The 26,842-nt window shown below is 49.8% G+C and carries 23 protein-coding genes; 14 read left to right on the forward strand and 9 right to left on the reverse strand.

The genetic code is table 11. The features are described from left to right. Positions 1-38: 38 nt before the first annotated feature. The 5 genes from IE064_RS13435 to hldE form a co-directional block, all read right to left on the reverse strand. Positions 39-626, reverse strand: coding sequence for a CBS domain-containing protein (locus IE064_RS13435; protein WP_189618216.1), 588 nt, complete (start codon positions 624-626; stop codon positions 39-41). A gap of 49 nt (positions 627-675) precedes the next feature. Continuing rightward, a complete protein-coding gene (locus tag IE064_RS13440) occupies positions 676-1,014 on the reverse strand; it encodes a hypothetical protein (protein ID WP_189618217.1) in 339 nt (112 codons plus the stop codon). 153 nt (positions 1,015-1,167) lie between these two features. Continuing rightward, a complete protein-coding gene (locus IE064_RS13445) occupies positions 1,168-1,647 on the reverse strand; it encodes a TetR family transcriptional regulator (protein WP_189618218.1) in 480 nt (159 codons plus the stop codon). Positions 1,648-1,744: 97 nt separating this feature from the next. Then, positions 1,745-2,620, reverse strand: coding sequence for a hypothetical protein (locus IE064_RS13450; protein ID WP_189618219.1), 876 nt, complete (start codon positions 2,618-2,620; stop codon positions 1,745-1,747). Further along, on the reverse strand, positions 2,617-4,047 hold the full coding sequence (gene hldE / locus IE064_RS13455; protein WP_189618220.1) for a bifunctional D-glycero-beta-D-manno-heptose-7-phosphate kinase/D-glycero-beta-D-manno-heptose 1-phosphate adenylyltransferase HldE: 1,431 nt from the start codon (positions 4,045-4,047) through the stop codon (positions 2,617-2,619). The genes IE064_RS13450 and hldE overlap by 4 nt, the downstream gene beginning before the upstream one ends. A 105-nt stretch (positions 4,048-4,152) precedes the next feature. On the opposite strand from hldE, the gene IE064_RS13460 reads away from it, so the two are divergent. Further along, positions 4,153-5,079 (forward strand): LpxL/LpxP family Kdo(2)-lipid IV(A) lauroyl/palmitoleoyl acyltransferase, encoded by a 927-nt coding sequence (locus IE064_RS13460; protein ID WP_189618221.1) that lies wholly within the window; start codon positions 4,153-4,155, stop codon positions 5,077-5,079. A gap of 51 nt (positions 5,080-5,130) precedes the next feature. Here the strand turns inward: IE064_RS13460 and IE064_RS13465 are convergent, their stop codons facing one another. After that, on the reverse strand, positions 5,131-6,861 hold the full coding sequence (locus IE064_RS13465; protein ID WP_189618222.1) for a potassium/proton antiporter: 1,731 nt from the start codon (positions 6,859-6,861) through the stop codon (positions 5,131-5,133). Between the two features lie 442 nt (positions 6,862-7,303). Between IE064_RS13465 and IE064_RS13470 the strand changes: the two genes are divergently transcribed. Next, positions 7,304-8,218 (forward strand): L,D-transpeptidase family protein, encoded by a 915-nt coding sequence (locus tag IE064_RS13470; protein WP_133037983.1) that lies wholly within the window; start codon positions 7,304-7,306, stop codon positions 8,216-8,218. A gap of 36 nt (positions 8,219-8,254) precedes the next feature. Here the strand turns inward: IE064_RS13470 and IE064_RS13475 are convergent, their stop codons facing one another. Continuing rightward, positions 8,255-9,061 carry an N-acetyl-ornithine deacetylase gene (locus IE064_RS13475; protein ID WP_189618223.1) on the reverse strand — a complete coding sequence of 269 codons (807 nt, stop codon included), beginning with the start codon at positions 9,059-9,061 and terminating at the stop codon, positions 8,255-8,257. 24 nt (positions 9,062-9,085) lie between these two features. After that, a complete protein-coding gene (gene glnE / locus IE064_RS13480; RefSeq protein WP_189618224.1) occupies positions 9,086-11,971 on the reverse strand; it encodes a bifunctional [glutamate--ammonia ligase]-adenylyl-L-tyrosine phosphorylase/[glutamate--ammonia-ligase] adenylyltransferase in 2,886 nt (961 codons plus the stop codon). 223 nt (positions 11,972-12,194) lie between these two features. Here glnE and IE064_RS13485 point away from each other — a divergent pair, with 223 nt between their 5' ends. The 8 genes from IE064_RS13485 to IE064_RS13520 all read left to right on the forward strand — a co-directional run bounded on the left by IE064_RS13485 (position 12,195) and on the right by IE064_RS13520 (position 18,825). Beyond that, a complete protein-coding gene (locus IE064_RS13485; protein WP_189618234.1) occupies positions 12,195-13,136 on the forward strand; it encodes a hypothetical protein in 942 nt (313 codons plus the stop codon). Positions 13,137-13,159: 23 nt separating this feature from the next. After that, complete coding sequence (locus IE064_RS13490; RefSeq protein ID WP_133037863.1) at positions 13,160-14,059, forward strand: DUF350 domain-containing protein; 900 nt, start codon at positions 13,160-13,162, stop codon at positions 14,057-14,059. 3 nt (positions 14,060-14,062) lie between these two features. Beyond that, positions 14,063-15,778 (forward strand): polyamine aminopropyltransferase, encoded by a 1,716-nt coding sequence (locus IE064_RS13495; protein WP_229800052.1) that lies wholly within the window; start codon positions 14,063-14,065, stop codon positions 15,776-15,778. Between the two features lie 75 nt (positions 15,779-15,853). Next, positions 15,854-16,267, forward strand: a complete 414-nt coding sequence (locus tag IE064_RS13500; RefSeq protein ID WP_189618225.1) for a YjfI family protein — start codon at positions 15,854-15,856, stop codon at positions 16,265-16,267. Between the two features lie 11 nt (positions 16,268-16,278). Beyond that, positions 16,279-16,971 (forward strand): PspA/IM30 family protein, encoded by a 693-nt coding sequence (locus IE064_RS13505; protein ID WP_189618226.1) that lies wholly within the window; start codon positions 16,279-16,281, stop codon positions 16,969-16,971. Positions 16,972-16,974: 3 nt separating this feature from the next. Further along, positions 16,975-17,625, forward strand: a complete 651-nt coding sequence (locus IE064_RS13510) for a hypothetical protein (protein WP_189618227.1) — start codon at positions 16,975-16,977, stop codon at positions 17,623-17,625. Positions 17,626-17,631: 6 nt separating this feature from the next. Beyond that, positions 17,632-17,961 carry a hypothetical protein gene (locus tag IE064_RS13515; RefSeq protein WP_133037867.1) on the forward strand — a complete coding sequence of 110 codons (330 nt, stop codon included), beginning with the start codon at positions 17,632-17,634 and terminating at the stop codon, positions 17,959-17,961. A 72-nt stretch (positions 17,962-18,033) separates the two neighbouring features. Continuing rightward, a complete protein-coding gene (locus IE064_RS13520) occupies positions 18,034-18,825 on the forward strand; it encodes an ion transporter (protein ID WP_133037868.1) in 792 nt (263 codons plus the stop codon). A gap of 25 nt (positions 18,826-18,850) precedes the next feature. Here IE064_RS13520 and IE064_RS13525 read toward each other — a convergent pair whose 3' ends face one another. Further along, on the reverse strand, positions 18,851-20,359 hold the full coding sequence (locus IE064_RS13525; protein ID WP_189618228.1) for a CYTH domain-containing protein: 1,509 nt from the start codon (positions 20,357-20,359) through the stop codon (positions 18,851-18,853). Between the two features lie 205 nt (positions 20,360-20,564). On the opposite strand from IE064_RS13525, the gene IE064_RS13530 reads away from it, so the two are divergent. The 4 genes from IE064_RS13530 to putA all read left to right on the forward strand — a co-directional run bounded on the left by IE064_RS13530 (position 20,565) and on the right by putA (position 26,677). After that, on the forward strand, positions 20,565-21,245 hold the full coding sequence (locus tag IE064_RS13530) for a TIGR00153 family protein (protein WP_133037870.1): 681 nt from the start codon (positions 20,565-20,567) through the stop codon (positions 21,243-21,245). A gap of 28 nt (positions 21,246-21,273) precedes the next feature. Beyond that, positions 21,274-22,542 carry an inorganic phosphate transporter gene (locus IE064_RS13535; RefSeq protein WP_133037871.1) on the forward strand — a complete coding sequence of 423 codons (1,269 nt, stop codon included), beginning with the start codon at positions 21,274-21,276 and terminating at the stop codon, positions 22,540-22,542. Positions 22,543-22,686: 144 nt separating this feature from the next. Further along, positions 22,687-23,244, forward strand: a complete 558-nt coding sequence (locus IE064_RS13540) for a TIGR04211 family SH3 domain-containing protein (protein ID WP_229800053.1) — start codon at positions 22,687-22,689, stop codon at positions 23,242-23,244. Between the two features lie 241 nt (positions 23,245-23,485). Then, complete coding sequence (putA, locus tag IE064_RS13545) at positions 23,486-26,677, forward strand: bifunctional proline dehydrogenase/L-glutamate gamma-semialdehyde dehydrogenase PutA (RefSeq protein ID WP_189618230.1); 3,192 nt, start codon at positions 23,486-23,488, stop codon at positions 26,675-26,677. Positions 26,678-26,842 lie beyond the last annotated feature (165 nt).

Here is a 26,842-nt window from a genome sequence, read left to right on the forward strand (position 1 = left end):
CGGTGGCATGCCACCGGTTTTTTTATTAAAAAGCACAGTTAACCATTAACCACTTGCAATTGCTCCAGCCCGTGACTTGCGCGTAACTGCCGTAAGATCTCCAGCACTTCGCCGCCTTTATCACGGAATGTCGGTGCATGTTCTAAACGACCGATAATATCTTCCGCACTTAACAAGCCGCGCATCTGACCATTGCCATCCAACACCAACATAAAATCCCGTTGAATGCTGCGGAACGTTTCCAGCACATCAAGAACGGTAAAATTCTGTAACTGCGCTTCGTCTACTGCTGGCAGTTCAGAGATAGGTAACATCAAGTCAAACACACTCCAAAAGGATGGCCCATGACTCTTATCGGTGTACTTCATTAGATTGTCGTTGGATAACCAGTTGCGGCTCACGATCCCCAACAATTCGTGATGATCATTAATTACATAATTGATCTGGCTATTTTCAGCCGCCATGATTTTGTAAGCCTCAGGCACTGGCATATCGGCATGCAGCGTCATACGGGTGGAATGACTGAAATTCATCAACGCCGCCGATGCTGGAGAATTTTCGCTTAAAGAAAAGCTATTATCGTTAATTTCCAGTGTGTTAAGAGTATAAGTTTGCAGTGTTTTCATGATACACCTCTGCTTGAATTCAAAATTTATTAAATATATTGAGGAATTTTCAAGCAAAGGCAGGAGGCGCACGAGTCAACGCCTGTGGGAAAACCGAATTTTTTAAAAGAGTACGTTTGTATTCAGATTCAGGTAATACACTAGCACTAACACGCGGACTGAAAAGCTTACTGCGGGTTCGCGGTATGACCGGCTCAATAGGTTCAAAGCTATTTTCCGGCAACAACGCGGGCAGTGGATTATCCGGCGACACAGCCTGCAGCAGCAGCTGTTGCGCCAACAGTTGCGGCTGTTCAATGGTCGTTTGAGGCGCGGAAATAACAGCCAGCGACAGGGTCAGCATTACGCTGGCCAGCCACAGGGTGATTGCTTGCTGTATCCGCCTCATATATGTGACCCATGTCTCAATTTTTAAGATAACTTGACACTAGCACAGATTCTGATAGGGATGCAACGATTAAAAAACGGTGGTCAGATAGTTCCTGACAACCGTTTCCAGATTCACACCTTTAATCTTATGAGGTAGCGGTTATATGGGGTTTCAAGCCGCTTTTGCCAGAAAAGAACAAGAAGACAACTGCAAGGCACTGGCACCTAACAACTCCTGCACCTGTTCCCGCCCACTCAAACCGAGGGCAGCTTCTGCCTGCTGCATTGCCTGTTCAACCGCAATAAATTCCGGCATTTCATCTTCGACACGGCCACACAAGCTAAAAAATAACCGTAAAACAGCTTGTTGTTCAGGTCTAATCATCGCCTGCTGCCAGGAACGTTGTAATGCCGCATTGCTGGAAAAATCCAGTGCTGAAATAAAATGCTCGCCAATACGCTCATTAAGCCGCAGTAGGAAATCTATTTTCCGCGGGAAATGGTGGCTCACCCCAGTACGGCTGATGCCCAGCGCATCGGCCAGGGTGGAATAGGACATGGTTTCGAAGCCAATGGTCAGAATTTGACGGAATGCTTCATCCATGATCTGCTGAATGGTAAGTTCGGTCTGAGCCTTGGATCGCTTCGCCATGTGTTGTCCTCCGGTGAAAAACTCCTGTTAACCGCACAAAAGCTTACCAAAGGAATATCCTGATAGCTCGCACCAAAACCGCTTGATGGCGCGGTTTTTAAGATCTGTTCAGGGCAGATTCAGTTACCTGAACCGTTGATGAACTTTGTGGCCACATGCGTTGCTGTTGTAACCAATGTTCAGCCTCTGTGGCCCCCATCAAGCGTACCAAGGTCGGCTTTAATACCGCTCCCAACGCGGGGCGACGCCAAAACATGTAATCGGGTAACGGCAACACACTACCGGCACCAAACACCCGTTGCAACAGGCTGGAAAACTCGGCTATCGCGTCTTTATCGTAACGCTGTAAATTGGGGAAGAAATCACTAACAAAATCGGCATAGGAAGGAAAAGTGGCAATTTGCGCTGCGCTATATCGTGTCAATATCGGCAACAGATATAACGAACTCCAGTGTGACAGATTATTAATATCGGAAATTACTCCAAGATTGCGACGATCATACTGCTGCCAAGCCAGCGCCAGATTGCCGCTGTTTCTGGCACTGCGCCACACCATATAACAGTCTGCCAACCACTCGTGTTCCAATGGTGTCAGTTGCGCAGGCAACACGGTTCCCTGCAGTCGGTGGATTTCCAGATGCCCTAACTCATGCCACAACGTCAGCAAAGGTTGCTGTTGCAGCGGCAACTGATACACTCTGCCATTCCATAGTGCACTTTGGCTATCAGCCAACTGTTGTGGCGCCCACAGCACAATACCTGCAACACGGGAATCAGAGACGGGAATTGCCATTGCCGCCCGCAAGGCTAACGCATCACTATAGCGAGTAGCATCACTCGGGAGTTGCTGACGTACCGCTAATGGTAGCCAGCTCAAACACTGGTTGATAGCTGCTGGTGGACATACCAGCGCTTGTTTTGGTCCGACATCGGCCCAAAACAACGCAGAGGCCAGCAAGCCGACCAGGATCATGGTTTGTCCATGATCCGTTGAATAATGGCAGTGGTGGAAATCCCATCCTCAAACCCCAGCACCTTAACGCTACCACCCGCCGCGATCACTTCTTTACCGCCAGCAATTTCTTCGACCCGGTAATCGCCGCCCTTGACTAACAAATCAGGCAACAGACGCGCAATAATCCTTTGCGGCGTATCTTCGCTGAAAGGCACAACCCAATCTACCGAAGCTAAGCCCGCAAGCACTGCCATGCGGCGATTGATATTATTGACCGGACGTCCCTCACCTTTCAGGCGCCGCACAGAATCATCATCATTAACAGCAACAATCAGTCGGTCACCCAAGGCCCGCGCCTCTTTCAGATATGACACATGCCCAGCGTGCAAGATGTCAAAGCAACCGTTGGTCATCACCACTTTTTCTCCGCGCAGCCGCGCCTGCTCCAGCGCGTAAGCCAGCTGTTCTTCCGTGACGACACCAAAACCTGATTCACCATGATGCAATGATAACGCTTCAATAAGCTCAATACGGCTGACTGTAGACGTGCCAAGTTTGCCCACCACCACCCCAGCGGCGGTGTTGGCAATGGCACACGCCTGTGGCATTTCGCTACCTGCGGCCAAGGCACTAGCTAACGCAGAGATCACCGTGTCACCGGCGCCAGTCACATCGTAAACTTCTCTGGCAACAGTTGGGATATGCAGCTCATCGCCGCTGCTAGTAATAAGTGTCATGCCCTGCTCGGAACGAGTCACCAGCATGGCTTCCAACTGATAAGTCGCAATCAGTTCGTGAGCTTTGCGCACAAGTTCAGCTTCTGAACTAACAGGGCCGGCTACCGCTTCAAACTCACTCATATTGGGAGTTATTAGCGTGGCCCCTTGGTAGCGAGAGAAATCACTGCCTTTGGGATCGACCAACACCCGCACCCCTTTGGCTCGCGCCAATTGAATAAACTGTCGTGGATCGCCAATAGCACCTTTCGCATAATCTGACAGGATCACTATGTCACAGCTATCCAGCTGTGCCGATGCAGCGGCCAACAACTGCTGGCTTTGCTGAGCAGTGAAAGTCTCTTCAAAATCAAGCCGAATAAGTTGCTGATTGCGACTAAGAACCCGCAGTTTGGTAATTGTGGGTTTATCTTGCACCTGCAACCATTGCGGCTGCACTCCCTGAGCCTTCAGCCCATGGGATAAGGCAGTAGCTGCATCATCGTTACCGACAATACCACACAAGGTGACCTGACCACCCAGTGCGGCAATATTTAGCGCCACGTTGGCAGCACCACCGGGTCGGTCTTCCAATTGATTAATCTTAACCACAGGCACGGGTGCTTCTGGAGAAATACGGCCCGTTGGCCCTGTCCAATAGCGATCCAGCATTACATCACCCACAACCAGCACTCGCGCTTTCTCAAAAGGTGGCAGTGTCACTTTCATCTGCTGCTTATCCAAGTCTTGGCAAAATAAAGCCGATTGTACCTAATTTTCCGCAAGAATTGCGTTAGAATACCGACTAATTTTTTGTAAACTTTTGGGGTTCTCGTGGTAGAAAAAGCACAGTTTTCGGCTTATTTGTTACATCCCAGATACTGGTTATTGTGGCTCGGTATCGGCGTAGCAAAACTCACCAGTATGTTGCCAATGCACTGGCAGATGGCGCTAGGAGCCGCCATTGGTCGGCTAGCAATGAAACTAGCAGGTAGCCGGGTGGCTACCGCTAGGCGCAATCTGGAACTGTGTTTCCCAGAAAAATCGGCAGCGCAACAGCAGCAATTACTGCAGCGTAATTTTGAAGAGACCGGCAAGGCAATTTTTGACACGATAAATGCTTGGTGGTGGAGTGATGCCCGCATTCAGCAACATATGCAGATCAAAGGGCAAGAGTATGTGCAGCAAACCCTAGATGCTGGGCAGGGTGTTATTCTGTTTGCAGTACATTGCCTACCGCTGGAAATGGGGGCCCGTATATTTGGCCAGTTTAATCCTGGCGTTGGGGTATACCGACCACACAATAACCCTTTAATGGAATATTTACAGGTGCGAGGCCGTCTGCGCTCAAATAAGGCGTTGATCCCGAAACGCGACTTGCGTCAGATGGTGCGTTGTCTACGCAATCCTGATGTTATCTGGTACACCGCCGATCAGGATTTTGGCCGTTCTAGCGCGGTATTTATTCCCTTTTTTGCCGTCAAAGACGCAGCAACGATTACTGGCGGCACCACACTCGCCAAATTGGGCAAAGCCAGAGTCTTACCTTTCTTTGTTGAGCGAAACGATGACGATGCAGGTTACACCATTGAAATTAAAGCACCTCTGGAAAACTTCCCAGGTGAAAATGAACTGCAGGATGCTATCCGAGGCAACCATATTATTGAAGAGCTGATAGGCCGTAATATTCCTCAATACATGTGGCTGCATCGACGCTTTAAAACTCGGCCAGAGCCCACAGACCCATCGTTGTACCAGTAACTATTAGGCAAAAACACCAGATCAGAAACAACGGTGCCTTAGATGCCGTTGTTAAAGATCTGGCGTAGGTAGACGAATACCAACGCGCATCACCTGTCCATCCTGCACATCCGCCACAATCCAACCAATCCCTTGCCAAGTAAATTGATCCCCAATCACAGGAGAACTGCTCAATTGCTCGTGCACTAGGTCATCCACGCTCATACCGATATGGGCGTCATCCAGCGTGAAACCATAAATTGGGGCCATATCCGCCAATTGTACATCCATCGCAATAAAGAAATCCCCGAAAAAACGCGGCAGATCTTGCTTTTGCGGCGCTTCACTGAACAACTGGCTGAGCGGTCCCAGATCCTTTTCCTGTGCCAATACACACAGAATATCATCGGCTTCCAGCCGCGTACTGCCTGACGGATGCATTAGCTCATGTTGCCGAAAAACCGCTGCAATACGGGTTCCGTTCGGCATCGCCAGATGGCGCAACGGCTCACCAATACACCACTTGTTGGCACTGAGCCGATAGACAAAAATTTCCCATTCGCTGGTCGGATATATCTCAATACCTGAACGAGATATTGGTTCAGGCTTTGGCGGTAATTCAATTTTTGCCATGCGAGCGGCGGATGTCAGTGTACTGCCCTGTAATAACAACGAGACCAATACCACGAAAAATGCCAGATTAAAGTACAACTGCGCATTAGGCAGCCCCGCCATCATAGGGAACACCGCCAGAATAATCGGCACAGCGCCCCGCAACCCGACCCAAGAGATGAAATGTAATTCTCGCGGCTGGAAACTACGAAACGGCCACAAACTTATCCATACCGCGATGGGCCTGGCAATAAAAATCATGCCGAAGGCCAACAAGAGCCCAGGCAACCAGATATCCGTTAGCTCAGAAGGCGTCAGTAACAGCCCTAACACGAGGAACATGCCAATCTGCGCCAGCCAAGTCATACCATCCAGCACGTTGAGAATCGAATGTTTGCCTCGAGTCGCACGGTTACCAAGCAATAGCCCAACCAGATAGATGGATAAAATGCCACTGCCACCGAGCGCGTTTGAAATGGCGTAGACGATTAATCCACCACTCAAAACTAAGATCGAATATAAGCCATCGGCTAATTGGGTACGGTTCACCGCCAGCCAGATCAACCAGCCACCACCGAATCCAAATAAAGCACCAAAACCAAACTGCTTGACAAAATTCAGCGCCAAAAATCCTGCGGATACACCTTCTTTATTCACATTGGCTAGAATGGCGATCAGCGTGACCGTAAGAAATACCGCCATCGGGTCGTTACTACCGGATTCAATCTCCAGTGTTGCGCCAACACGCTCGTTGATGCTGCGCCCTTTCAACAGACTGAACACTGCCGCCGCATCGGTAGATCCAACAATGGCGCCTACCAGTAATCCCTGCAAAGGTTGTAGATTAAACAACCACGCCGCCAACATACCAGTAAGCCCGGTCGTTACCACCACGCCCACTGTCGCCAGAGACAGTGCGGGCCATAAAGCCACCCGAAAACTCGCCACACGGGTGCGCATACCACCGTCGAGCAAAATAACCGCCAACGCCAAATTACTGATCATGTAAGCAGTGGAGTAATCATCAAAGACGATACCCCCAGGACCATCTTCTCCGGCCAAAATTCCGACTGCCAGAAACACGACCAGAATTGGGATCCCAAGGCGCGACGAGACCGGGCTGACCAAGACACTAATCGCCGTGAGTAGAGCACCAATGAGAAAAATACTGTTGATCGTGTTTGCGTCCAAAACGCCCTCCTTTTCCCACACATTCAGCCCGATATTAACCCGCAAAAGGTCACTTTCGATGACGTTGTGGCGCATTGAATATGACTTGAAAGACTATATCATGCCGCAATAATAACTTTCAGTTATTAAAATGATTTTTTCTGCAGATTTTTCATTATCCAGCGCAGATAGTTGTCTTTATCGATACAAACATTGTAATTTTTCACAGTTTTTTCGCAAATTAGGTAGTTAACATCCATTAACGATATTTTAGTGATGTTTCAATGTCCGTTGGTAGTCACTGATGCTGTACATAGAATATCTGCCGCAACCTCTGTAGTTTCCCCTAGAATTTCACTAAAATGCCTCGCCCGGTTGAAATTCCATAATAAATAGGGAAGGATCCCCGCTTCGGGTTGTAAAAATCAGCGATTACTTTCAGCAGGTGAAAACCAAAAATCCTATGCGTAATTTGTTTTGTACTGCCCTGTCACTGGGCCTGATGATATTTTGTGTCAATGCAGTAGCGCTTGAGTATAAGCTACCTGCAGATGGCAGTCGTCTTATCGGTCGTAATGAATATTATGTTGTTCCCGATAAAAAAATGACCCTTGAAGGGATTGCCGCTGATTTCCAGTTAGGGCTTACCAACATGCTGGAAGCCAATCCTGGGGTAGATCCTTTTCTGCCACTGCCGCGTAGCACTTTGTTAATCCCGCATAAACTGATCCTGCCAGATGCCCCCATGGAAGGCATAGTGATCAACGTGGCAGAAATGCGCCTTTATTACTATCACAAAGAGCGCAATACCGTAGAAGTATTACCCATCGGTATTGGTCAGTTAGGTAAAGATACACCAGAAAATTGGGTCACTAAGGTACAACGCAAGAAAGCTGGCCCCACCTGGACGCCCACCGCTGCCATGCGTAAAGAGTACGCAGCGAAAGGGGAAACTTTACCGCCGGTATGGCCAGCAGGCCCAGATAACCCCATGGGACTCTATGCACTTTATGTTGGCCGCCTCTATGCGATTCACGGTACCAACGCCAGTTTTGGTATTGGTTTACGCGTAAGCCACGGCTGTGTGCGACTGCGCAACAACGATATCGAACATCTGTTTAAATCTGTTCCAGTGGGTACCCGTGTGCAGTTTGTCAACCAACCCATTAAAACATCTCTGGAACCCGATGGCAGTCGCTGGTTAGAGGTACATAATCCGCTGTCACGTACGGAAGCGGAATTCAACTCGGCAGAACCAACAGTATTGCAGTTAACCCCAAAAATCAGCCGGTTTATTGCCCAGCATGATACCGACTCTCTGGTGTTAAAAAGAGTGTTGGATGATCGCAGCGGTATTCCCATCCGTATCAATCCTTAAACTTGCCTAGAGCACGCCCGCTAAATGCGGGCGTTTTTATGCACATAAGGCAGTGATGAACTGCTGCATCACCGCGCTGTTCGCAAGGATACGCCGATCAAAATTGGCTTTGGCTGGCGTTTCGCTACAAGCACCATTCTTGGCACCACTGCGCACCAACCAGGCTTCAAATGAACTATCAAAATGGTTAAATATAATCCCTTCCTGTACGGGACAACCGTCGATAGCCGTCGCTTCGGTGATCGGGAAATAGTTTGCCAATGCTGACAATAATCCTTGGCTAAAGGCACCAGGCTGTTGCCTAGGTTCAAAAGCATACAGATAAGTTTGTTGTGACAGTACATCTTCATGGCAAGTGAGGATACCGTCGCGGCTGGCCGCTTGTAGTAATTGTCCGTGCGCCAACAGCAACTTTCCTTCCACGGAAGGTTGTGCACCATCACCTACCGATAGATAACCACGATTGGGATTATCCCCAAACCGATTAAATCGATGGCCCTTACTGAATCCCGTGGGATTGGCCAGTGGTAATAGCGTTAGGTTCACTTGGTCGAACAGCGCTTCTGACAACTCCGACATGAAATGCAACATGCCCCAAGGGCCAGCCGCTTCCTCACCATGGAAACCACTACTGATCAATACCGATGGTAGCCCGGCCCTGGCAGATGGCGATTGCCACAACTGCAGCGGCCAACCATCAATATGCCCAAGCACTCGAGGTTTTAGCCTTAGTCGAGTGGTTTCTTGCAACAACTGGCGTTCAAATTGCTCGATATCATTGCTGTAACATGCAAATATTTCCGAATGCCAGCGAAATGTTTCAAAAGGGGAACGGCTGTTCATACACATCCTTGGTTATTGCCGCCATCATTGACCCGCTGATGACTGAGCATCATTCGATTGCAGCACCTGCGCATAAATCTCGCTGACCTGCTTAACCTGAGGCGCCACGTCTGCCACAGCCAACTGGCCCGGCTTTCCGGCAAGTGTCAGTCGATGGTTATCATCACGCAACTGACAATATACCTGGGTCAACAATTGTGCAGTCATAGTAGGCAACAGTTCTAGATCGGCCAAGACTTCAAATATTCGCACATTGTCTGACCACATACACAGTTCAGGATGCTCATGAGCATGAGCCAGCACCAGGAATTGGGCGATAAACTCAATATCCGTGATACCTCCCGCACTCTGCTTGAGGTCGAACATTCCAGATGGCGCCTTTAACAGATGCTCGCGCATCTTCTGTCGCATCTCCCGAACATCGCGCGCCAGTTGCTGCGGCTCTCTGGGTTGCTGCAATACCTGATTACGGATTTCCACAAAACGCTGCGCCAGACTGTTATCACCATAAATAAAGCGGGCGCGCACTAATGCCTGATGTTCCCAAGTCCAAGCTTCATTAAACTGATAATCGGAGAATGCCTCAATACTGCTGACCAGCAGACCCGATGCGCCGGAAGGCCTTAATCGTAAATCGACATCATACAAGGTGCCGGAAACCGTGCGAGTGGTAAACAGGTGTTGGATCCTTTGTGCCAGTTTCACATAAAAATGCCCGACATCCAGTGGCCGCTCACCATTGGTAACCGTGCCGCTTTGACCATGATGCAGGAAGACTAAATCCAGATCTGAACCATAACCCAGTTCAATGCCACCTAGTTTACCGTAACCCACCACCGCAAAGCCGGTTTGCCCCGATGCCAAGCCTACAGGCGCACCGTGACGCGCAGTCACCTGTTGCCATGCCTGTTGTACCACTTGCTCAATAATGGCTTCAGCAAGGAAGGTCAGATGATCACTGACTTCCATTATCGGCAGTACGCCGGTGACATCTGCAGCAGCAATCTTCAGTTGCTGTGACAGTTTGAACTGCCGCAATGCTTCCATCTGCTGTTCCAGATCATCTTCGGGGATGCGCAACAGATACTGACGCAGCTCACTGGCATAATCATCTAATGAGGTGGTGTTATATAACTGCGCCGGATCAATCAGTTCATCCAGCAGTACCGGGAAACGTGCCAATTCGGAGGCTATCCAAGGGCTGGCAAGGCACAAGCTGATCAACTGCTGTCGCGCTCCAGGATTTTCGTACAATAATTCCAAGTAGGTAGTGCGGGTGAGAATTTGCTCCAACACGCCTAACACCGGTTTCAATGCCTGCGATGGCAACGGTTGCAAGCCGATCTCTTCCAACAGCTTCGGCATCAGTTTATCGAGCGTTTCACGACCTCGCGGACCGATGGTGCGATGACTGATGTTGTCACACCAACTGCGCAATAACGGGGCAAAATCTGTATCTTCGATACCATGCTCGGCCAACATGGCTTGTGCTAACTCTGGGGTCTGACAACTCCATAGCTGTACAGTCCAGCAATCATTAACCACATCTTTGCTTTCTTCACCACCAACGGCGGCGCGAAAATGTCGATGGACGCTACGCATCGCCGTATTGATAGCGTCAAGCAGTTGCGCTTCCTCTGGAATATCCAGCGCATAACACAACCGCTGCCAGTCAAGCGGGTTATCAGGTAACGTCTGTGTCTGCTTATCGGCAATCGCCTGCAACAAGTTTTCCACCCGCCGCAACAGCTGATAGCTTTGTCGCAGTTCCTCAACCGCTAGGTAATCCATCTGCCCTAACTCATAGAGGGTTTTGAGCGCGGTAAACAGGTTCTGCACCCGTAGAGCGGGTTCGCGACCACCACGGATCAATTGAAAACTCTGCACCACGAATTCTACTTCACGGATCCCCCCCGCCCCGAGCTTGATATTGTCGGTAAGCTGGCGACGTCTCACTTCCTGGGCAATCAGCGCTTTCATCCGCCGCAAAGAATCTATTGCCGAGAAATCGATGTAACGCCGGTAAACAAAAGGGCGTAACAGATCATGCAGCTGATCGGAGAATCGATTCCAAGGCCCCAACGCCCGTGCCTTAACCATGGCATAGCGTTCCCACTCACGCCCTTGCTCCTGATAGTAGTCTTCTAGGGCACTGTAACTAACCACTAATGGCCCACTATCACCGTAAGGCCGCAAGCGCATATCGACCCGAAACACAAAACCATCAGCGGTCACCTGACCGAGCAGATTCACCAACCGTTGCCCCATACGGATAAAAAACTGTTGGTTATCCAGAGTACGTCTACCGCCTTGAGTTTCACCGTGTTCCGGGAAGGTAAAAATTAAATCGATATCGGAGGAAAAATTCAGTTCACGCCCGCCAAGTTTTCCCATTCCCAGGATCATCAAGGGCTGTGGCTGCCCCTGTTTGTCACAGGGCGTGCCAAGGGCACGACACATCTCATCATATAACCAGTCACGTGCCGCAATGATTAACGCTTCTGCCAGCACTGACAGATCCAACAACGATGACTCAAGCGCTGCTCGCCCCATAAAGTCACGCCAGGCCAGACGGGTCATCTGCTTGTTGCGATACAACCGCAGAATATGCTTCGCCTGCTCCTCATCGGTGATGTCATGCAGCAACTGCTGCAATTGCTCACCAAAAAATTGCCGCTCAGGCTTGGCAAAGTCCTCCGTAAAAAACTCGGACAGCCACTCGGGATGACGACATAGTTGTTCCGCCACAAAATCGCTTAGCCCCAAGACTTGCTTTAGTTCGTGCCGTTGTTCTGGGGTCAACCCTGTCTCTAAGTCCGGCCAGCGGCTTTGTAACTGTTGCAGCTGTTTATCTGCAACCTGTTCGAGAAGTGGATGAAAAGGCTTTAATTCGCCTGTGGTTGTCCCCATATTGCTCCCAGTGTATGAAATTGAATTCGACATATTATGTCAAAGGTGTTATAGATAATCCCATTGTGGCTTGCCCCACGCAAGCGAACCGTAATCTTTGCGGCAAGGTACTGTTAATATACGGAATTGCCTCGTGCACAGATTACACCAACTTGACGGTCCGGCCTATGCTCCCGGTAAATTCCGCGACAACGCCGGCCGAACAGCTAATGATGGAGAAAACATGGCAGGGATACTCACCCGTATTGTCACAGTGCTCATGTTGTTGTCTCTCACCGCCTGCGGTGATGACCGCCCCGAACAGATAGCCCAGCTACAACAACTCGACAGCCAGAGACTACAGAAGTTATCACAGCAGTTGGACAACGGACAGATACGCAACGCCATGCTGTTAACCCAATATACTCGGATACTCGCATCTGAACGGCCCGACCTGCAACCGCTGATGACAGAAATGGCCAAAGACGGTGGCAGCAGTGGCCCTATGTTCAGTTCTCTGAAACAGCGGCTGCAAGATGCTGGCAGTGTCAGTAACTTTCCCGGTCTGGATGAGCAGTTGCAGGAGCTGAAAAATATCTTTCAGGCAACCGATCCAAGCCAGTACAACGACATGCTATCCGATCAGGTGAATGTGGTTGCCGATATGTCTAACGGTAAGCTGGCGCGGGTCAATGCTGTCAGCAAAGAAACCTCGACCGTTGCCAACAATGCGCAAAACTTCGGCCCTGGCAGTCAGTTGGTGGGCAATCCGGCATATGGTCACTGGGCTAGCGGTTCCAATGGCACTTCGTTTTGGGAGTGGTATGGCATGTATGCCATGTTCTCCAACCTCTTTAACCGCCCGATTTATTACGACAACTGGTCACGCGCCCGCGATTACAGCTATTACAATGATGTCGGCCGCTACCGCTACACTTCGCCCAAACAAGCCAGTAGCCAGGATCAGCTGTATCAACGCACGAAAAAACGCTTCGATTCACAAGGGAAACGTTTCGACAGCCCCTATGCAAAGTCGCGCACCGGCTCAACAGCGTTGTCACGGCAAAGCATCAGCACCCCCAAAAGTAGCAGTGGGAGTAGCAAGTTCCGCTCTAATTATGCCAAAGACAGCAGTTTCCGTAATTCAAGTTTCCGCACCAGCCGTGGGATCAGTCGCGGTAAGTAAACAGCAACAGTAAAGGAATCAAGATGACACTCTTTCAGGAATTCGGTATCACATCACAGCTGGCAGGTATCCTTGCCATCGATCTTGGGATTGCGGTGATCCTGCTGGCACTGATGCGTTACATGCAGGGTTGGAGCGTAAAGGTCAACAGTAATGAGGAGCTTGCCGTACGTGATAATTTTGCCTTTGGGATCAGCACTGCTGGTGCCGTGGCGGCGTTAGGCATAGTGCTTACCGGGGCCATTACCGGGGCTGCAGCACACAGCTACGTGCAAGAAGCCATTGGTATGAGCGCTTACGGCATCTGCGGATTAGTGCTGATCAAACTCGGACGCTTTCTGCATGACAAAATAGCCCTTAACCAGTTCGACAAAGATGCACTAGTGCTGAAGGGTAATATTTCGGTCGCCATTGTGGATGCCGCTGCGGCGATAGCGACAGCACTGGTGATCCGCGCCGTGTTGTTGTGGGCAGAAGACTTGACACTCAACACCTTCATCGCCATTTTTAGCGCCTTTGCAGTATCACAGTTGATGCTGGTATTGCTGACTCGCGGGCTTGAAATTGCCTATTCCCGTCGCAATCAGGGCGCATCATTACAACAAGCATTGGTGGAAGGTAACACCGCATTGGCGTTGCGCCACGCCGGCACCATGATTGCTATGGGGCTAAGTTTTAATGCCGCCAGCCACTTTATGGACTATGCGCCAACCGCCTATATCAGCAACCTGTTGGGATGGCTGCTGTTTTCTATCATTATGCTGCTGGTATTAACGTTGCTGACAAAAGTGGTGAAGTGGTTGGTGCTGGCCAAAATCGACTTATCAGAAGAGGTAGAGCGGCAACTGAATATCGGCTTGGCTTCGGTAGAAATGGCTATCAGTATTGCGGTCGCACTGATCCTAACCGGTTTGATGGCGTAAATTGTGACAACGGATACTCCAACCGTCACCCGTAATGGCCTGACCCGACTCGACGACATTCTGCTGCTGGGGATCATGGGCATTCTCGCCGCCTGTGGTCTCATATACGAATATCTGTTGTCGCATTATGCCGGGCGGATCCTGGGAGCACTGGAAGCTGCTATCTACACCATGATCGGTCTGATGATCGTCTCGATGGGATTTGGTGCCTTTGCCGCCCGCAAAATCAAATCAGCGTTTGACGGTTTTGCCAGACTGGAGCTGAGTGTGGCGCTGCTGGGCTCGTTAGCCATACTCATTACTGCTGCGGTCATCGGTTTTGGCCACGAATTGCCTAAACTCATCGCCCAGACCATGGAATTACCCCCAGATCAACTGCCGGATGGCGGTTTTATCGGTAAATTTCAATCTGTCGCCGTCTACCTGCCTTATGTGTGGGGTGTATTATTGGGCTTGATGATCGGGATGGAAATCCCACTGATCGCCCGAGTGCGCCAGGCATTAAGCGATGAACATCTGCTGCACAATGCTGGCACCATTTACGGTGCCGATTACATTGGTGCGGGCATTGGTGCCGCCATCTGGGTCGCCTTTATGCTGGCGCTCGACACCCAGTTAGCGGCGGCACTCACCGCAGGCTTTAACCTGCTGGCAGGCTTACTGTTTATTTTGCGTTTCCGCGAGCGGATCCTTCATGCCAACTGGCTGTTAGCTGGGCACCTGCTGGCAACGGGGTTGTTGTTACTGCTGGCAATCAAAGGCCCTATATGGGAGCAATCGTTTAACAACCTGTTGTATAAAGACAATGTTATCTACAGCAAGGCCACGCGCTTCCAGCAATTAACATTTACTGAGCGATTAATGGGCAACCATCTGCCGCCGGTATATTCCATGTACATCAACGGCCGCCTGCAATTTTCCTCAATTGACGAACACATCTATCACGCCTATCTGGTACATCCGGTACTGGCGGCTAGTGCCCGCCATGACAAAGTGCTAGTGATTGGTGGCGGTGACGGCTTAGCACTGCGGCAAATCTATAAATGGCAGCCACAACAAGTGACATTATTGGATCTGGATAAAGAGGTGGTCACCCTATTTAAGAATCCACCAAGTGAGATGCCAAAACGGCTGGCTCATGCATTATTGGCCTTAAACGGTAATGCCTTTAACGATCCGCGAGTACAGGTGATGTTCAATGATGCCTTTAATGGTGTTGATACACTGATCCAACAAGGACGTAAATACGATGCCATTATTGTAGATCTCCCGGATCCATCTCATCCCGATCTCAACAAGCTGTATTCCGACCTGTTTTATCGCAAGCTAGCACAGTTGCTCAGTGCCGATGGCGCGATCGGAATCCAGTCAACATCCCCCTACCACGCCACCAAAGCGTTTATCTCTATTGGTAAAACCTTGGCATTGGCAGGCTTCAAAGTCGATCAGTATCATCACAATGTGCCCAGTTTTGGTGAATGGGGCTGGAGCATTGGCACCCTTACTGGCAAAGATGCGCGCAGTCGCCTACAAACATTGCAGACACTACCGGTAGATGATAGCTGGCTGACTCCGGGTCTTATCCGAGCAGCGTTTGAATTTCCGAAAAATTTTTACAGTAAAAATGATCAGGTTCAGGCGAATACCATAGGCTCATTGCAGTTGTATCATTACCATCTGCAAGCTTGGAGCGACAGTCAGGGCGTCGCCACTTTTTAACGCGAGATAATACTTGACATAATATGTCCCGGTGTTATCTTTAATCACGGACATAATATGTCAGCGAGGACAATAATGAATATTCACACTATTGCCAACCACCTGAATGGACTTGGCGACAATAGCTCAACCGGACAGCGGTTCGATTGTTATCCCATTGATGGGGATGTGGAAGTTTTGCAAGTCAACGTGGTAGGCCGTGAAGAGATCCCGATTTTCGTGTCTGCAACCGAGAATCAAATCCTGTGCATCAGCTACCTCTGGGGAGAAGATGAAGTGGTACAGGAAAGCCGCACTGAAATGTTCGAAACCATGTTGGGGTTGAACATTCCAATGCCACTGTCATCTTTCGCCAAGATTGATGACAAATATGTATTGTTTGGTGCTCTGTCGCTGGATGCCAGCATGCTGGAGATCGAGCAAGAGCTGTCGGTACTGTCAGACAACTGTCTGGAAGTGATCGACGAAATGGCCGACTATTTGAAATAAGGAGCCTACTCATGGGTATTTTGAATAAAATTCTGACAGCCTTCCGTGGCGGTGCCACTGAAATCGGCCAAAACATCGTAGATGCCAATGCCACCCGTATCTTTGAACAGGAGATCCGTGACGCAGAAAAACATCTGACCAAAGCCAAGCGCGAACTGACTGACGTGATGGCCAAAGAGATGCAGGCAGCACGCGAAATTGAACGCTTAAAACGCACCATTGCAGAGCATGAAGGTTATGCCACGCAAGCGCTAGAAAAACACAATGAAGCGCTGGCGTTGGAAGTCGCGCAGAAGATTGCCGAACTGGAACAGCAGTTAGAAGAACAACAGACTGCCAATGCCAGCTTCAGCGACCATGCCGCGCGGTTGAAAGATCTGGTGAAAAAAACCGAACGGCAGTTGGCGGATTATCAGCGGCAGTTATCGATGGTGAAAACCACCGAGAGCGTGCAGAAAGCGACCGCGTCTATCACCGACTCATTTGCTTCCAGCAACTCAAAACTGCTCAATGCCAAAGATTCACTGGAACGCATTAAAGCGCGTCAGCAGCAGTTTGATGACCGTTTGAAAGCGGCAGAAGAACTGGAAACTGAAAACAGTGATAAATCACTGAAAGCCAAGCTGGCAGAAGCCGGTATCGGTGAGCAGAAAACCTCTGCTAACGATGTACTGGAACGCCTGAAAGCCAAAAAAGGCTCATAACTCATGAGCTTTATCGGTAAGTGGTTTGGCAAAGAAGCACCGGTGACACGTCAGCTCACACAGCCGATGGATCTGCGTGTAGGCGATATGGTCACGCTGGATGATAGTTTCGCCCTGCCCCCGCAGTTGCGGGGGCAACAATTCAGGGTAGAAGCCATCAATACCTACGAATATGAACATAGCCAAGAACCTGAGTTTGTGCTCAAAGGCAACTCGGGTGATGCCGTTTATATGGGGCTGGAACAGGATGACGAAACTTGGTTGGCATTTTCCATCAAGCTGCATCGCTCACAAGTAGAAGCATTGTTTGACCTAGACGCATTTGCTGAAATCTTTGACGAGCCCGGTAAAGCCACTCTTCGCACATTGCCGCTCACGGATGCCACAGAACCCTATGCACAGTGGTTGGCTGACGAATATCATCAGGTTACCTTTGCCCAATTCGGATATTTTCATCGACAAGATTATCGTCATGGTAAACCGTCGCAATTTATGGAAAATAACCCAGGTGACGCATTTGAAGCCTACGAGTTATTGGATGGTGACGAAAGCAGAGCAGTCGATATTGAAGTCTATCAAGACGGAGATACCGACGTGTTGCTGACCCTTTACCGCCCGTTATCAGATATTTGTGAATATTGGCCAGGAGAGTAGTGCCAGATGAGTAAAAACCACCCGTTTCCAGAGAAATGGCTGCAAAACCAAAAAGCTGCCAAAGCAACACAGGTAGCGTTTGACCTGGATGAGCGCTTTCAGTACTCCATCCGTAAAGCCGCCCTGGATACGGGCGTAAGCCCATCTGATCAAATCCGCATGATCCTCGGACTGAGCGTGGCTAAAAGGCCTAAACGACCACGGCTGACTGTTTCATTGAGCGCCGAAGATTATGTACAACTAGCAGAAAAATACGGTTTACCACCAGAATCTCAGCTGGAAATCAAACGGCGGGTACTGGAAGATCTGGTTAACTTTGTTGACGATAAGTCGTAATCCAGACATTTACAGGGCGCGGTAACTTTTCTACCCTGTTGTTACCGCACAGATTTTCCCCTGGAATCGCGCATGAAATTGAAAGGACGCTGGGCTAACAATATTCAGTTGTCGCCATTCGAACTGGTGATGATGCTGCTATCGCTGTTTTCAGTGGTGTTGATCCTGTGTATGGCGTTACTGCCAATGGACAAGGAAACCCGTAAACTACTGTTTTTTATTGACACCAGTATCTGTTGCATCTTCCTGATCAATTTTTTCGTTGGTCTGCTAAGGTCTGATAACAAATCATTGTTTTTAAAAGAACACTGGATCGATTTTGTCGCCAGTATTCCCGCCATAGAACCCTTGCGCTTTGCCCGACTATTCCAGATTTTACGGGTTATCCGGCTGCTGCGGATGAGCCGCTCTATCTTGGGCTCACTGTTAAAACAGCGGCGTCAAACAACATTGGCCAGTCTATTGCTGGCGATGGTTACCATCGTGGCATTTGCTTCAGTGCTGATATTGTTGGTAGAAAACGGCGAACCCGGTGCCAATATTAAAACTGCGGAAGATGCCATCTGGTGGTCATTGGTGACTATCTCAACCGTTGGTTATGGTGATTTTTATCCGGTCACCACCGTTGGTCATGTGATTGGCGGGTTGGTGATCCTCTGCGGCGTCAGCTTTTTCGGCGTGATATCCGGTTATATGGCGTCCCTGTTCGTCGCGCCAGACGAACAGGAAAATTTGGAAAACCAACGACAAGCATTCAAACACCAGCTTGATGATGTCCTGCAGCGAATGGAACATAACCAGCAGCAGATGTTGCAGGAGATCACTGCCCTCAAACAACAACTGACAGCGCAGCAGCATAAATAAGGCGGCAACCTGCCGCCTCGCTGATTCAACGCCAATAAGGTGTCTGCCGCAACGCATCTCGGCACAACCGTTCAATCGATAAACCCAAACCATGCTGTATGTCATTTAATGCAGCGGTAGCGGCAGGCAGCAACTGCGTAGCACGGCGACAGGCACCGAGCAACACTATTTGTTGGTTCACATCCTGCCACTGTGTATAAAATTTATCGCGTGCAGCTTTGGGGTACAAATGACCAAAAACCACCCCAAGTAAGTGCCCTTGTTCCAGTACATCGGCTAACGCAAGATACTGCGCTGTTGCCTCCCCTTTTGCCGACATGAACGCCTGCAACTGCTGCCAGAAGCCTTCCAACAATTTACCGCTGACGTTCGGTAAATCCTCGGTGACTGACGGCAACACCTGTCGCCGTTGCAAGTCGAATAACAGCTGGACCAGTGCCAACTGCAACACGCCGTAGCGACTGTCCTGCCATAATGCTTGTAAGTGTCCCGCAAAATCCAGCTGTTGCAGCGACGCCTGCGCCAAGAAGGCTATCTCCTGACCTTGCCCAGCCTCTTGCAATGGCTTTGGCACAGTGCACAGATAAGCCAGTTCAAGCGCATTGTCGATAAAACACAACTGCGATTCCAACCAAGCAAAACCATTAAGGGTTAGATCGTTATGCAGGGCAAATTGTGTCAGTACTAGACGCAACAGGCGCACACAATCACGCAGTTGCTGCCATAATACTGCTTGCTGCACAACGTTATCCAAGGATAGCTGTAACCATTCTTCCAACAACTGCCACCGTTCTATAGCGGTTTCAACGATAACAGTCAGACAGGCGTTAACATCTCCGCCCATAGGCAAGGGGATATCATGCAAAGTATCTAACGGCCGCGCACGCCCTTGCTGCGCTAGGCGATAGCCGCGTTGCGCTTTGCTGGCTTTTCCCAGCCGCAGCGGCAATTGCTGCGCCACTTTCTGAGCTAACGGCAAAAGGTCGGCGGCCGAACCGGAAATCAGTTCAAATTCCACCTCACATAAAGGCTCACGTTGGTTGCCAGCGGCAATCACGCCTTGGTCCAGCGCCACTTCGATAAGGCTGGCACCTTCTTGTACCCACCAGCAATGGCGCTGAAAATCGGTACTGAACAAACAGTGTAGCTGCTGTTGTAATGCCGCAATATCTTGTGTTTGCGGCCAAATCTCTGCCGGGAACAACGCTAGCTCAGGCGTTGTGCCGTTGATATCAATGTTATATTCCGGCCTAGAGTGCAGGCCTCCCACTACAGTGCCAGCGGTCTTGATAGTTTGTTCATAGTTACCGTCACAGCCGCGCACGCGCAGCCCCATATCCATTCGCCGCAATGCCAGCCCCGGCGTATCAAAATAACGGTTAGTTAATTGGCGGCAACCTTTGCTTTGACTGCCGGGAAGTTGATTAAGAAAGGTGATCAGGGGTTGCTGGTACTGTGGCAGAATGAACAACTTAAGTTCAATTTCTGTATGATTTCCGTCATTTTCCATTGGAAAAACAACCTGTTTTGTCATTAAAAATTCATCAATGCGTCATCATGAGAGCACAGTGTCACATTGCTGTCATAAAACTGTCTTAATATTTCCGCCGGGTGATATATAGCCCAATTGTATAAAAGCTGTCATATTTTCAGTGAAAACACAGTTTCAATACGCGGACGCTTAAGGTACCATTCCGCCCGCGTTTCCAATAGTGGAATGAGCTAATAGGTAAACGGCTATGCCAGTAAACTCTATTTTAGGCGTGTTTGCAAAATCGCCGATCAAGCCTCTGCAAGAGCACATCGATAAGGTTTTTGATTGTGCTTCGCTGCTGGTCCCTTTTTTTGAAGCAACGTTCGCAAAGGATTGGGACAGTGCTGTTGCCATCCGGAAGAAAATTAGTCAGGAAGAAAAAGACGCTGACAATCTGAAACGTGAAATACGTCTCACCCTCCCCGGCGGTTTATTTATGCCGGTTGAACGTACTGACCTGCTGGAACTGTTAACCCAACAGGACAAAATCGCCAACAAAGCCAAAGACATTTCAGGCCGCATCATCGGCCGTGAATTATTGGTTCCTGAAGTCATCCAGACCCCTTTCCTCGCATATCTGCAACGTTGTCTCGATGCAGTAGCGTTGGCCAAGGAAGCCATTAATGAACTGGACGATCTGCTGGAAGCGGGATTTCGTGGCCGCGAGGTAGATCTGGTAGCCAAGATGATCAGTGAACTCGACGTGTTGGAAGAAGACACCGATGAGTTGCAGATCCAGGTGCGTCGACAGTTATTCGCCATTGAATTGGAGTTAAACCCCATCGACGTCATGTTCCTCTACAAAATTATTGAATGGGTAGGAGACCTGGCAGATCTTGCCGAGCGTGTAGGTTCCCGCCTCGAGCTGATGCTGGCTCGCGTCTAATAATAAAAGGTATACAAGGTTATACAGCATGGTTGATGTATTAATCACTAGCGGGCCCTGGCTTATAGGTACCGCGGCCGTTTTCGGCTTTCTGATGGCTTGGGGCATCGGGGCCAACGATGTAGCCAACGCGATGGGTACTTCGGTAGGGGCTAACGCCGTTACCATCAAACAGGCAATTTTTATTGCCATGATCTTCGAATTCGCAGGTGCGTATCTGGCTGGCGGTGAAGTGACCAGCACCATTCGCAACGGGATTATTGATCCTTCCTATTTTACGGAAGTACCTGAGTTGCTGGTATATGGCATGATTGCCTCACTATTGGCCGCCGGTATCTGGCTGGTGGTGGCGTCGGCCCTTGGCTGGCCGGTGTCGACCACCCACTCCATCGTCGGTGCCATCATTGGTTTTGCGGCGGTGGGAGTGGGCCCGGACTCGGTAGCCTGGAGTCAGGTCACCGGTATCGTAGGTTCCTGGATAGTCACCCCCGCCATCTCTGGCTTTATCGCCTTCTGCATTTTCCAAAGCGTTCAAAAACTGATATTCAACACTGACAACCCACTAGCGAATGCCAAACGTTATGTGCCTTTTTACATGGCGTTTGCGGGCTTTGTGATGTCACTGGTGACGATTACCAAAGGGCTTAAGCATGTAGGTTTTAAAGTCTCGACCGGAGAAGCTTACATGCTTGCAATAGTGATTGCAGTGCTCATAGGTATCGCCGGTAAAATTGCCATCTCCCGCTTGCATCTCTCCAGTACCCCCAGCAAACAGACCAACTTTAATAACGTTGAAAAGGTGTTTGCCATTCTGATGTTGATGACTGCGTGCTGTATGGCGTTTGCACATGGTTCTAACGATGTTGCTAACGCTATCGGCCCATTGGCTGCCGTGGTCTCCGTCGTCAACAGTGGCGGTATTATCAGCGCCAAGTCACCGCTGATTTGGTGGATCCTGCCGTTGGGTGGACTGGGTATTGTGTTGGGTCTGGCGATTTTTGGTAAACGGGTTATGCAAACAATAGGCAAGAATATTACGCATCTGACACCCAGCCGTGGTTTTGCTGCCGAGTTAGCGGCTGCCAGCACTGTGGTGATTGCTTCTGGTACAGGTTTACCAATTTCCACTACCCAAACCTTAGTGGGCGCGGTACTTGGCGTGGGAATGGCCCGTGGTATTGCTGCGATTAATATTGGGGTGGTGCGTAATATTGTCGTGTCCTGGGTGGTGACCTTACCAGCAGGCGCAGGATTATCTATCCTGTTTTTCTTTACCATCAAAGGTATTTTCAACTAATTTATTCCGTGCAATCTGCGGTAAATCAGCAAGATATGAGGGAAGTCAACTGACTTCCCTCTTGCATTGACAAGCACAAATCCATAGCATGTTGACAATATTCTGCGACAGAGAAGATTTACCGTGCTGAGAGTGCTGATGCTAATGGGAGCCCTGCTCCTTTCCCCTTCATTACTGGCTGATGGTCAGACCCGCTATATCTCTGATAATATTTACATTTATATTCATGGCGGTCCGGGCAGTCAGTACCGCATTATCGGCAGCATTGAAGCCGGAGAGAAGATTACGCTGATGCCGGAAACCGAAGGCGAATTTTCTAAAATTGTCGATCACAAAGGCCGTGAAGGCTGGATTCGTACCGATAAACTACAGCAACAGGTATCGATGCGCTATCGCATGGCGGATATGGAAACACAATTGGCCGCTGCGCAAACCAAACTCCAGTCAATTTCCAGCCAGAACAACAATGTCTCAGATGAGCTCGATGCTCTTCAGGCGAAACTGAGTAAAACTGAAGCAGAGTTACAAAAAGCCACTACCGAGAGAGATGCAGCACTGGCTCAGGTAGATAACATACAGGACACAGCCCGCTTCCATATGTGGCAGCAAGGCGGACTAATCGCGGCAGGAGGTCTGATCCTTGGGGTGATCCTGGTCTATCTGCCACGGCCGCAACGGCGCCGTCGTGATCGCTGGATGTAAAGCGTACAATTTTGCTGACAGGCCGCTGAATTCAAACAGCGGCCTTTCTATATGTGCAGTAACACCAATTGATAAACATACTTTTTAAACAATTGTCACATTTCATTTCCAGACAGTGCCATAGCTCACACTTTACTTGTATAATCGGCGCGCGCAAGCGCCTTCTTAATGGTATACAACAACGATAAGCGCCCTTTGCGTCTGAGATGCTCCGCAGCCCTTAACTGCCTAACCGGCTTGGATGGAAGCGATAATTATGTTTAAAGCGAGTGAAGTACTGGCTGGCTATTATGATAATGCCAATCTCGACGATCTATTTTCCGCTATCAGTGACAACTATATTGTTGACGAAGCAGAATATCTTTCCGATCTACTGAAACTTATCCCCGCTGATGATGCCACTATCGAACGTGTTACTCAGCGGGCACATGATCTGGTTACCCGAGTTCGTCAATACGATAAAAAAGGCATGATGGTTGGCATTGATGCCTTTTTACAACAATACAGCCTAGAGACACAGGAAGGGATTATCCTGATGTGCTTGGCTGAAGCGCTGCTGCGGATCCCTGACAGCGAAACCGCCGATGCCTTGATTGAAGATAAACTCTCCGGTGCCAAATGGGACCAACACCTATCAAAAAGTGATTCCGTGCTAGTCAACGCCTCAACCTGGGGACTGATGCTGACGGGCAAAATTATCAAACTGGATCGCAATATTGACGGGACACCAAGTCATCTGCTGAAACGACTGGTCAATCGCCTTGGCGAACCAGTAATTCGTCAGGCCATGTATGCCGCCATGAAAATCATGGGCAAGCAATTTGTGCTGGGACGCACCGTCAAAGAAGCGTTGAAAAACAGCGAAGCCAAACGAAAACTAGGCTATACCCACTCCTACGATATGTTGGGTGAAGCAGCGCTCACCATGCAGGACGCGCAGAAGTACTATACGGATTACTCCCACGCTATCAATGAATTAGGCGCACAAGAATATGATGAAAACGACGCGCCCAGGCCCACAATATCCATCAAACTGTCGGCATTGCACCCACGTTATGAAGTGGCGAACAAAGCGCGGGTGATGAGCGAGTTGTATGCCACGGTTATCAAACTGATAGAACAAGCGCGGGCACTAAATATAGGTATTTCCATTGATGCAGAAGAAGTGGACCGGTTGGAATTGTCGCTGCAATTGTTCCAGCAGCTGTATCAGTCAGAAGCCGCCAAAGGTTGGGGCCTGTTAGGTCTGGTGGTACAAGCTTATTCCAAACGGACCTTACCGGTACTGTTATGGATTACCAAGCTGGCAAAAACCCAAGGCGATATCATTCCCGTGCGCCTAGTAAAAGGTGCGTACTGGGATAGCGAACTGAAATGGGCGCAGCAGGCGGGTGAGCGCGGTTATCCGCTGTATACCCGTAAAGTAAATACCGATCTGTCTTATTTAGCCTGTGCCCGTTACCTGTTGTCAGCGCGTACTGAAGGCGCCATCTACCCCCAGTTTGCCACTCACAATGCCCAAACCGTGGCGGCAATCAGCGATATGGCTGGTGAACGGCAGTTTGAGTTCCAGCGGCTGCATGGGATGGGACAGGAGCTGTACGATACACTACTAGCTGAAAACCGTCAGCGGCCAGTGCGCATTTATGCACCGATTGGTGCCCATAAAGATCTGCTGCCTTATCTAGTTCGCCGTTTGCTGGAAAATGGCGCTAACTCCTCCTTTGTGCACAAGCTGGTGGATCCCAAGACCCCTATCGAATCGTTAGTCACACACCCAGTGGTAACCGCCCGCAATTACGCCTCGCTGGCCAATAACAATATCGCGCTGCCCGCAGACATATACGGGAATGCGCGCAAGAACTCCAAAGGTCTGAATATGAATATCATCTCTGAAGCCGAGCCGTTCTTCAAAGCACTCGAACCTTTCCAGCAACAACAATGGCAGGCGGGACCGCTAGTAGGCGGAGAAACCCTGGGCGGCACCCCACAACCAGTCGTTAGCCCTTATAACACTCAAGAGCAAGTGGGCACAGTCGTGTGGGCCGATAGTGCTAGTGTTAAACAAGCCATCACAAATGCGGTTTCTGCCTTTCCACAATGGTGTCGGACGCCTGTCGAAAACCGCGCTGCAGCATTGCAGAAACTGGCAGATCTGCTAGAAGAAAACCGTGAAGAGCTAATTGCTTTGTGTACCCGCGAAGCAGGCAAGAGTCTGCAAGATGGCATTGATGAAGTGCGCGAAGCGGTGGATTTTTGCCGTTATTACGCACTTCAAGCCAAAAAACTGATGGCAAAACCGGAGCTGCTGCCGGGACCAACTGGCGAATTAAATGAACTATTCCTGCAAGGTCGCGGCGTCTTTGTTTGCATCAGTCCTTGGAATTTCCCTCTGGCGATTTTCCTCGGGCAAATTGCAGCGGCACTGGCGGCTGGCAATACGGTGGTAGCAAAGCCTGCCGAACAGACCTCCATTATTGGTTATCGTGCCGTACAACTGGCTCACCAAGCCGGAATACCCGTCAATGTGTTGCAACTGCTGCCCGGTAAAGGGGCTGAAGTCGGTGCCGCACTGACAGCAGACCCACGGATTGGCGGTGTTTGCTTTACCGGTTCCACTGTAACAGCTAAGGCCATTAACCGGACTCTGGCAGAACGTGAAGGCGCCATTATTCCGTTAATCGCCGAAACTGGCGGCCAGAATGCCATGGTGGTGGACTCCACCTCGCAGCCAGAGCAAGTGGTCAACGATGTGATAGCCTCGGCCTTTACCAGCGCAGGCCAACGCTGTTCAGCATTGCGAGTATTGTATGTGCAAGAAGACATTGCAGAGCGCGTTATCGAGATCCTCAAAGGCGCTATGGAAGAGTTGACGCTTGGGCACCCAGGGGAGCTAAAAACCGATGTGGGACCGGTGATTGATGCTGCCGCCAAAGCTAACCTCAATGCCCATATTGAGCACATCAAACAGACGGGCAAACTGATCAAACAGGTTGCCCTGCCTGCGGGTTTTGAGCACGGTCATTTCGTTGCCCCTACTGCGGTGGAAATCAATTCTATCAAAGTACTGGAGAAGGAAAACTTCGGCCCGATCCTGCATGTGATCCGTTACAAAGCCAGCGAACTCCAGCAAGTCATTGATGATATCAACAGCACTGGATTTGGGCTGACATTAGGCATCCATAGCCGGAATGAAGGGCAAGCATTAGAGATTGCCGATAAAGTAAATGTGGGTAACGTTTATATCAATCGTAACCAGATTGGTGCGGTAGTAGGCGTGCAGCCATTTGGTGGTCAGGGATTATCCGGAACCGGTCCCAAAGCCGGCGGCCCACACTATCTGCCACGCTTTATGACCGAGAAAACCCGAACCAATAACATCACGGCCATTGGCGGTAATGCCACCCTGTTGTCGTTGGGTGACGCTCAGTAATTAACGATTATCGGTGATAGCAAAAGGCCACCTTCTGGGTTAATGCCGATCGCTTTAAGTAATTGAACGATCCTGAGCAGACTTCATAATCGGTCTCAACATTGTTGAGGCCGATTTTTTATGTCCGAATTTTCTAAAGAATTACAGGTTACCGCCGAGTTTTGC

This window comes from Shewanella fodinae (assembly GCF_014651955.1).
GTDB lineage: Bacteria > Pseudomonadota > Gammaproteobacteria > Enterobacterales > Shewanellaceae > Shewanella > Shewanella fodinae.

Coding starts and splice junctions, on each gene's coding strand:
- IE064_RS13435 (WP_189618216.1), bottom strand. CDS start 626: ATGAAAACACTGCAAACTTATACTCTTAACACACTGGAAATTAACGAT.
- IE064_RS13440 (WP_189618217.1), bottom strand. CDS start 1,014: ATGAGGCGGATACAGCAAGCAATCACCCTGTGGCTGGCCAGCGTAATG.
- IE064_RS13445 (WP_189618218.1), bottom strand. CDS start 1,647: ATGGCGAAGCGATCCAAGGCTCAGACCGAACTTACCATTCAGCAGATC.
- IE064_RS13450 (WP_189618219.1), bottom strand. CDS start 2,620: ATGATCCTGGTCGGCTTGCTGGCCTCTGCGTTGTTTTGGGCCGATGTC.
- hldE (WP_189618220.1), bottom strand. CDS start 4,047: ATGAAAGTGACACTGCCACCTTTTGAGAAAGCGCGAGTGCTGGTTGTG.
- IE064_RS13470 (WP_133037983.1), top strand. CDS start 7,304: ATGCGTAATTTGTTTTGTACTGCCCTGTCACTGGGCCTGATGATATTT.
- IE064_RS13475 (WP_189618223.1), bottom strand. CDS start 9,061: ATGAACAGCCGTTCCCCTTTTGAAACATTTCGCTGGCATTCGGAAATA.
- glnE (WP_189618224.1), bottom strand. CDS start 11,971: ATGGGGACAACCACAGGCGAATTAAAGCCTTTTCATCCACTTCTCGAA.
- IE064_RS13485 (WP_189618234.1), top strand. CDS start 12,195: ATGGCAGGGATACTCACCCGTATTGTCACAGTGCTCATGTTGTTGTCT.
- IE064_RS13490 (WP_133037863.1), top strand. CDS start 13,160: ATGACACTCTTTCAGGAATTCGGTATCACATCACAGCTGGCAGGTATC.
- IE064_RS13500 (WP_189618225.1), top strand. CDS start 15,854: ATGAATATTCACACTATTGCCAACCACCTGAATGGACTTGGCGACAAT.
- IE064_RS13505 (WP_189618226.1), top strand. CDS start 16,279: ATGGGTATTTTGAATAAAATTCTGACAGCCTTCCGTGGCGGTGCCACT.
- IE064_RS13510 (WP_189618227.1), top strand. CDS start 16,975: ATGAGCTTTATCGGTAAGTGGTTTGGCAAAGAAGCACCGGTGACACGT.
- IE064_RS13515 (WP_133037867.1), top strand. CDS start 17,632: ATGAGTAAAAACCACCCGTTTCCAGAGAAATGGCTGCAAAACCAAAAA.
- IE064_RS13520 (WP_133037868.1), top strand. CDS start 18,034: ATGAAATTGAAAGGACGCTGGGCTAACAATATTCAGTTGTCGCCATTC.
- IE064_RS13525 (WP_189618228.1), bottom strand. CDS start 20,359: ATGACAAAACAGGTTGTTTTTCCAATGGAAAATGACGGAAATCATACA.
- IE064_RS13530 (WP_133037870.1), top strand. CDS start 20,565: ATGCCAGTAAACTCTATTTTAGGCGTGTTTGCAAAATCGCCGATCAAG.
- IE064_RS13535 (WP_133037871.1), top strand. CDS start 21,274: ATGGTTGATGTATTAATCACTAGCGGGCCCTGGCTTATAGGTACCGCG.
- IE064_RS13540 (WP_229800053.1), top strand. CDS start 22,687: ATGGGAGCCCTGCTCCTTTCCCCTTCATTACTGGCTGATGGTCAGACC.
- putA (WP_189618230.1), top strand. CDS start 23,486: ATGGAAGCGATAATTATGTTTAAAGCGAGTGAAGTACTGGCTGGCTAT.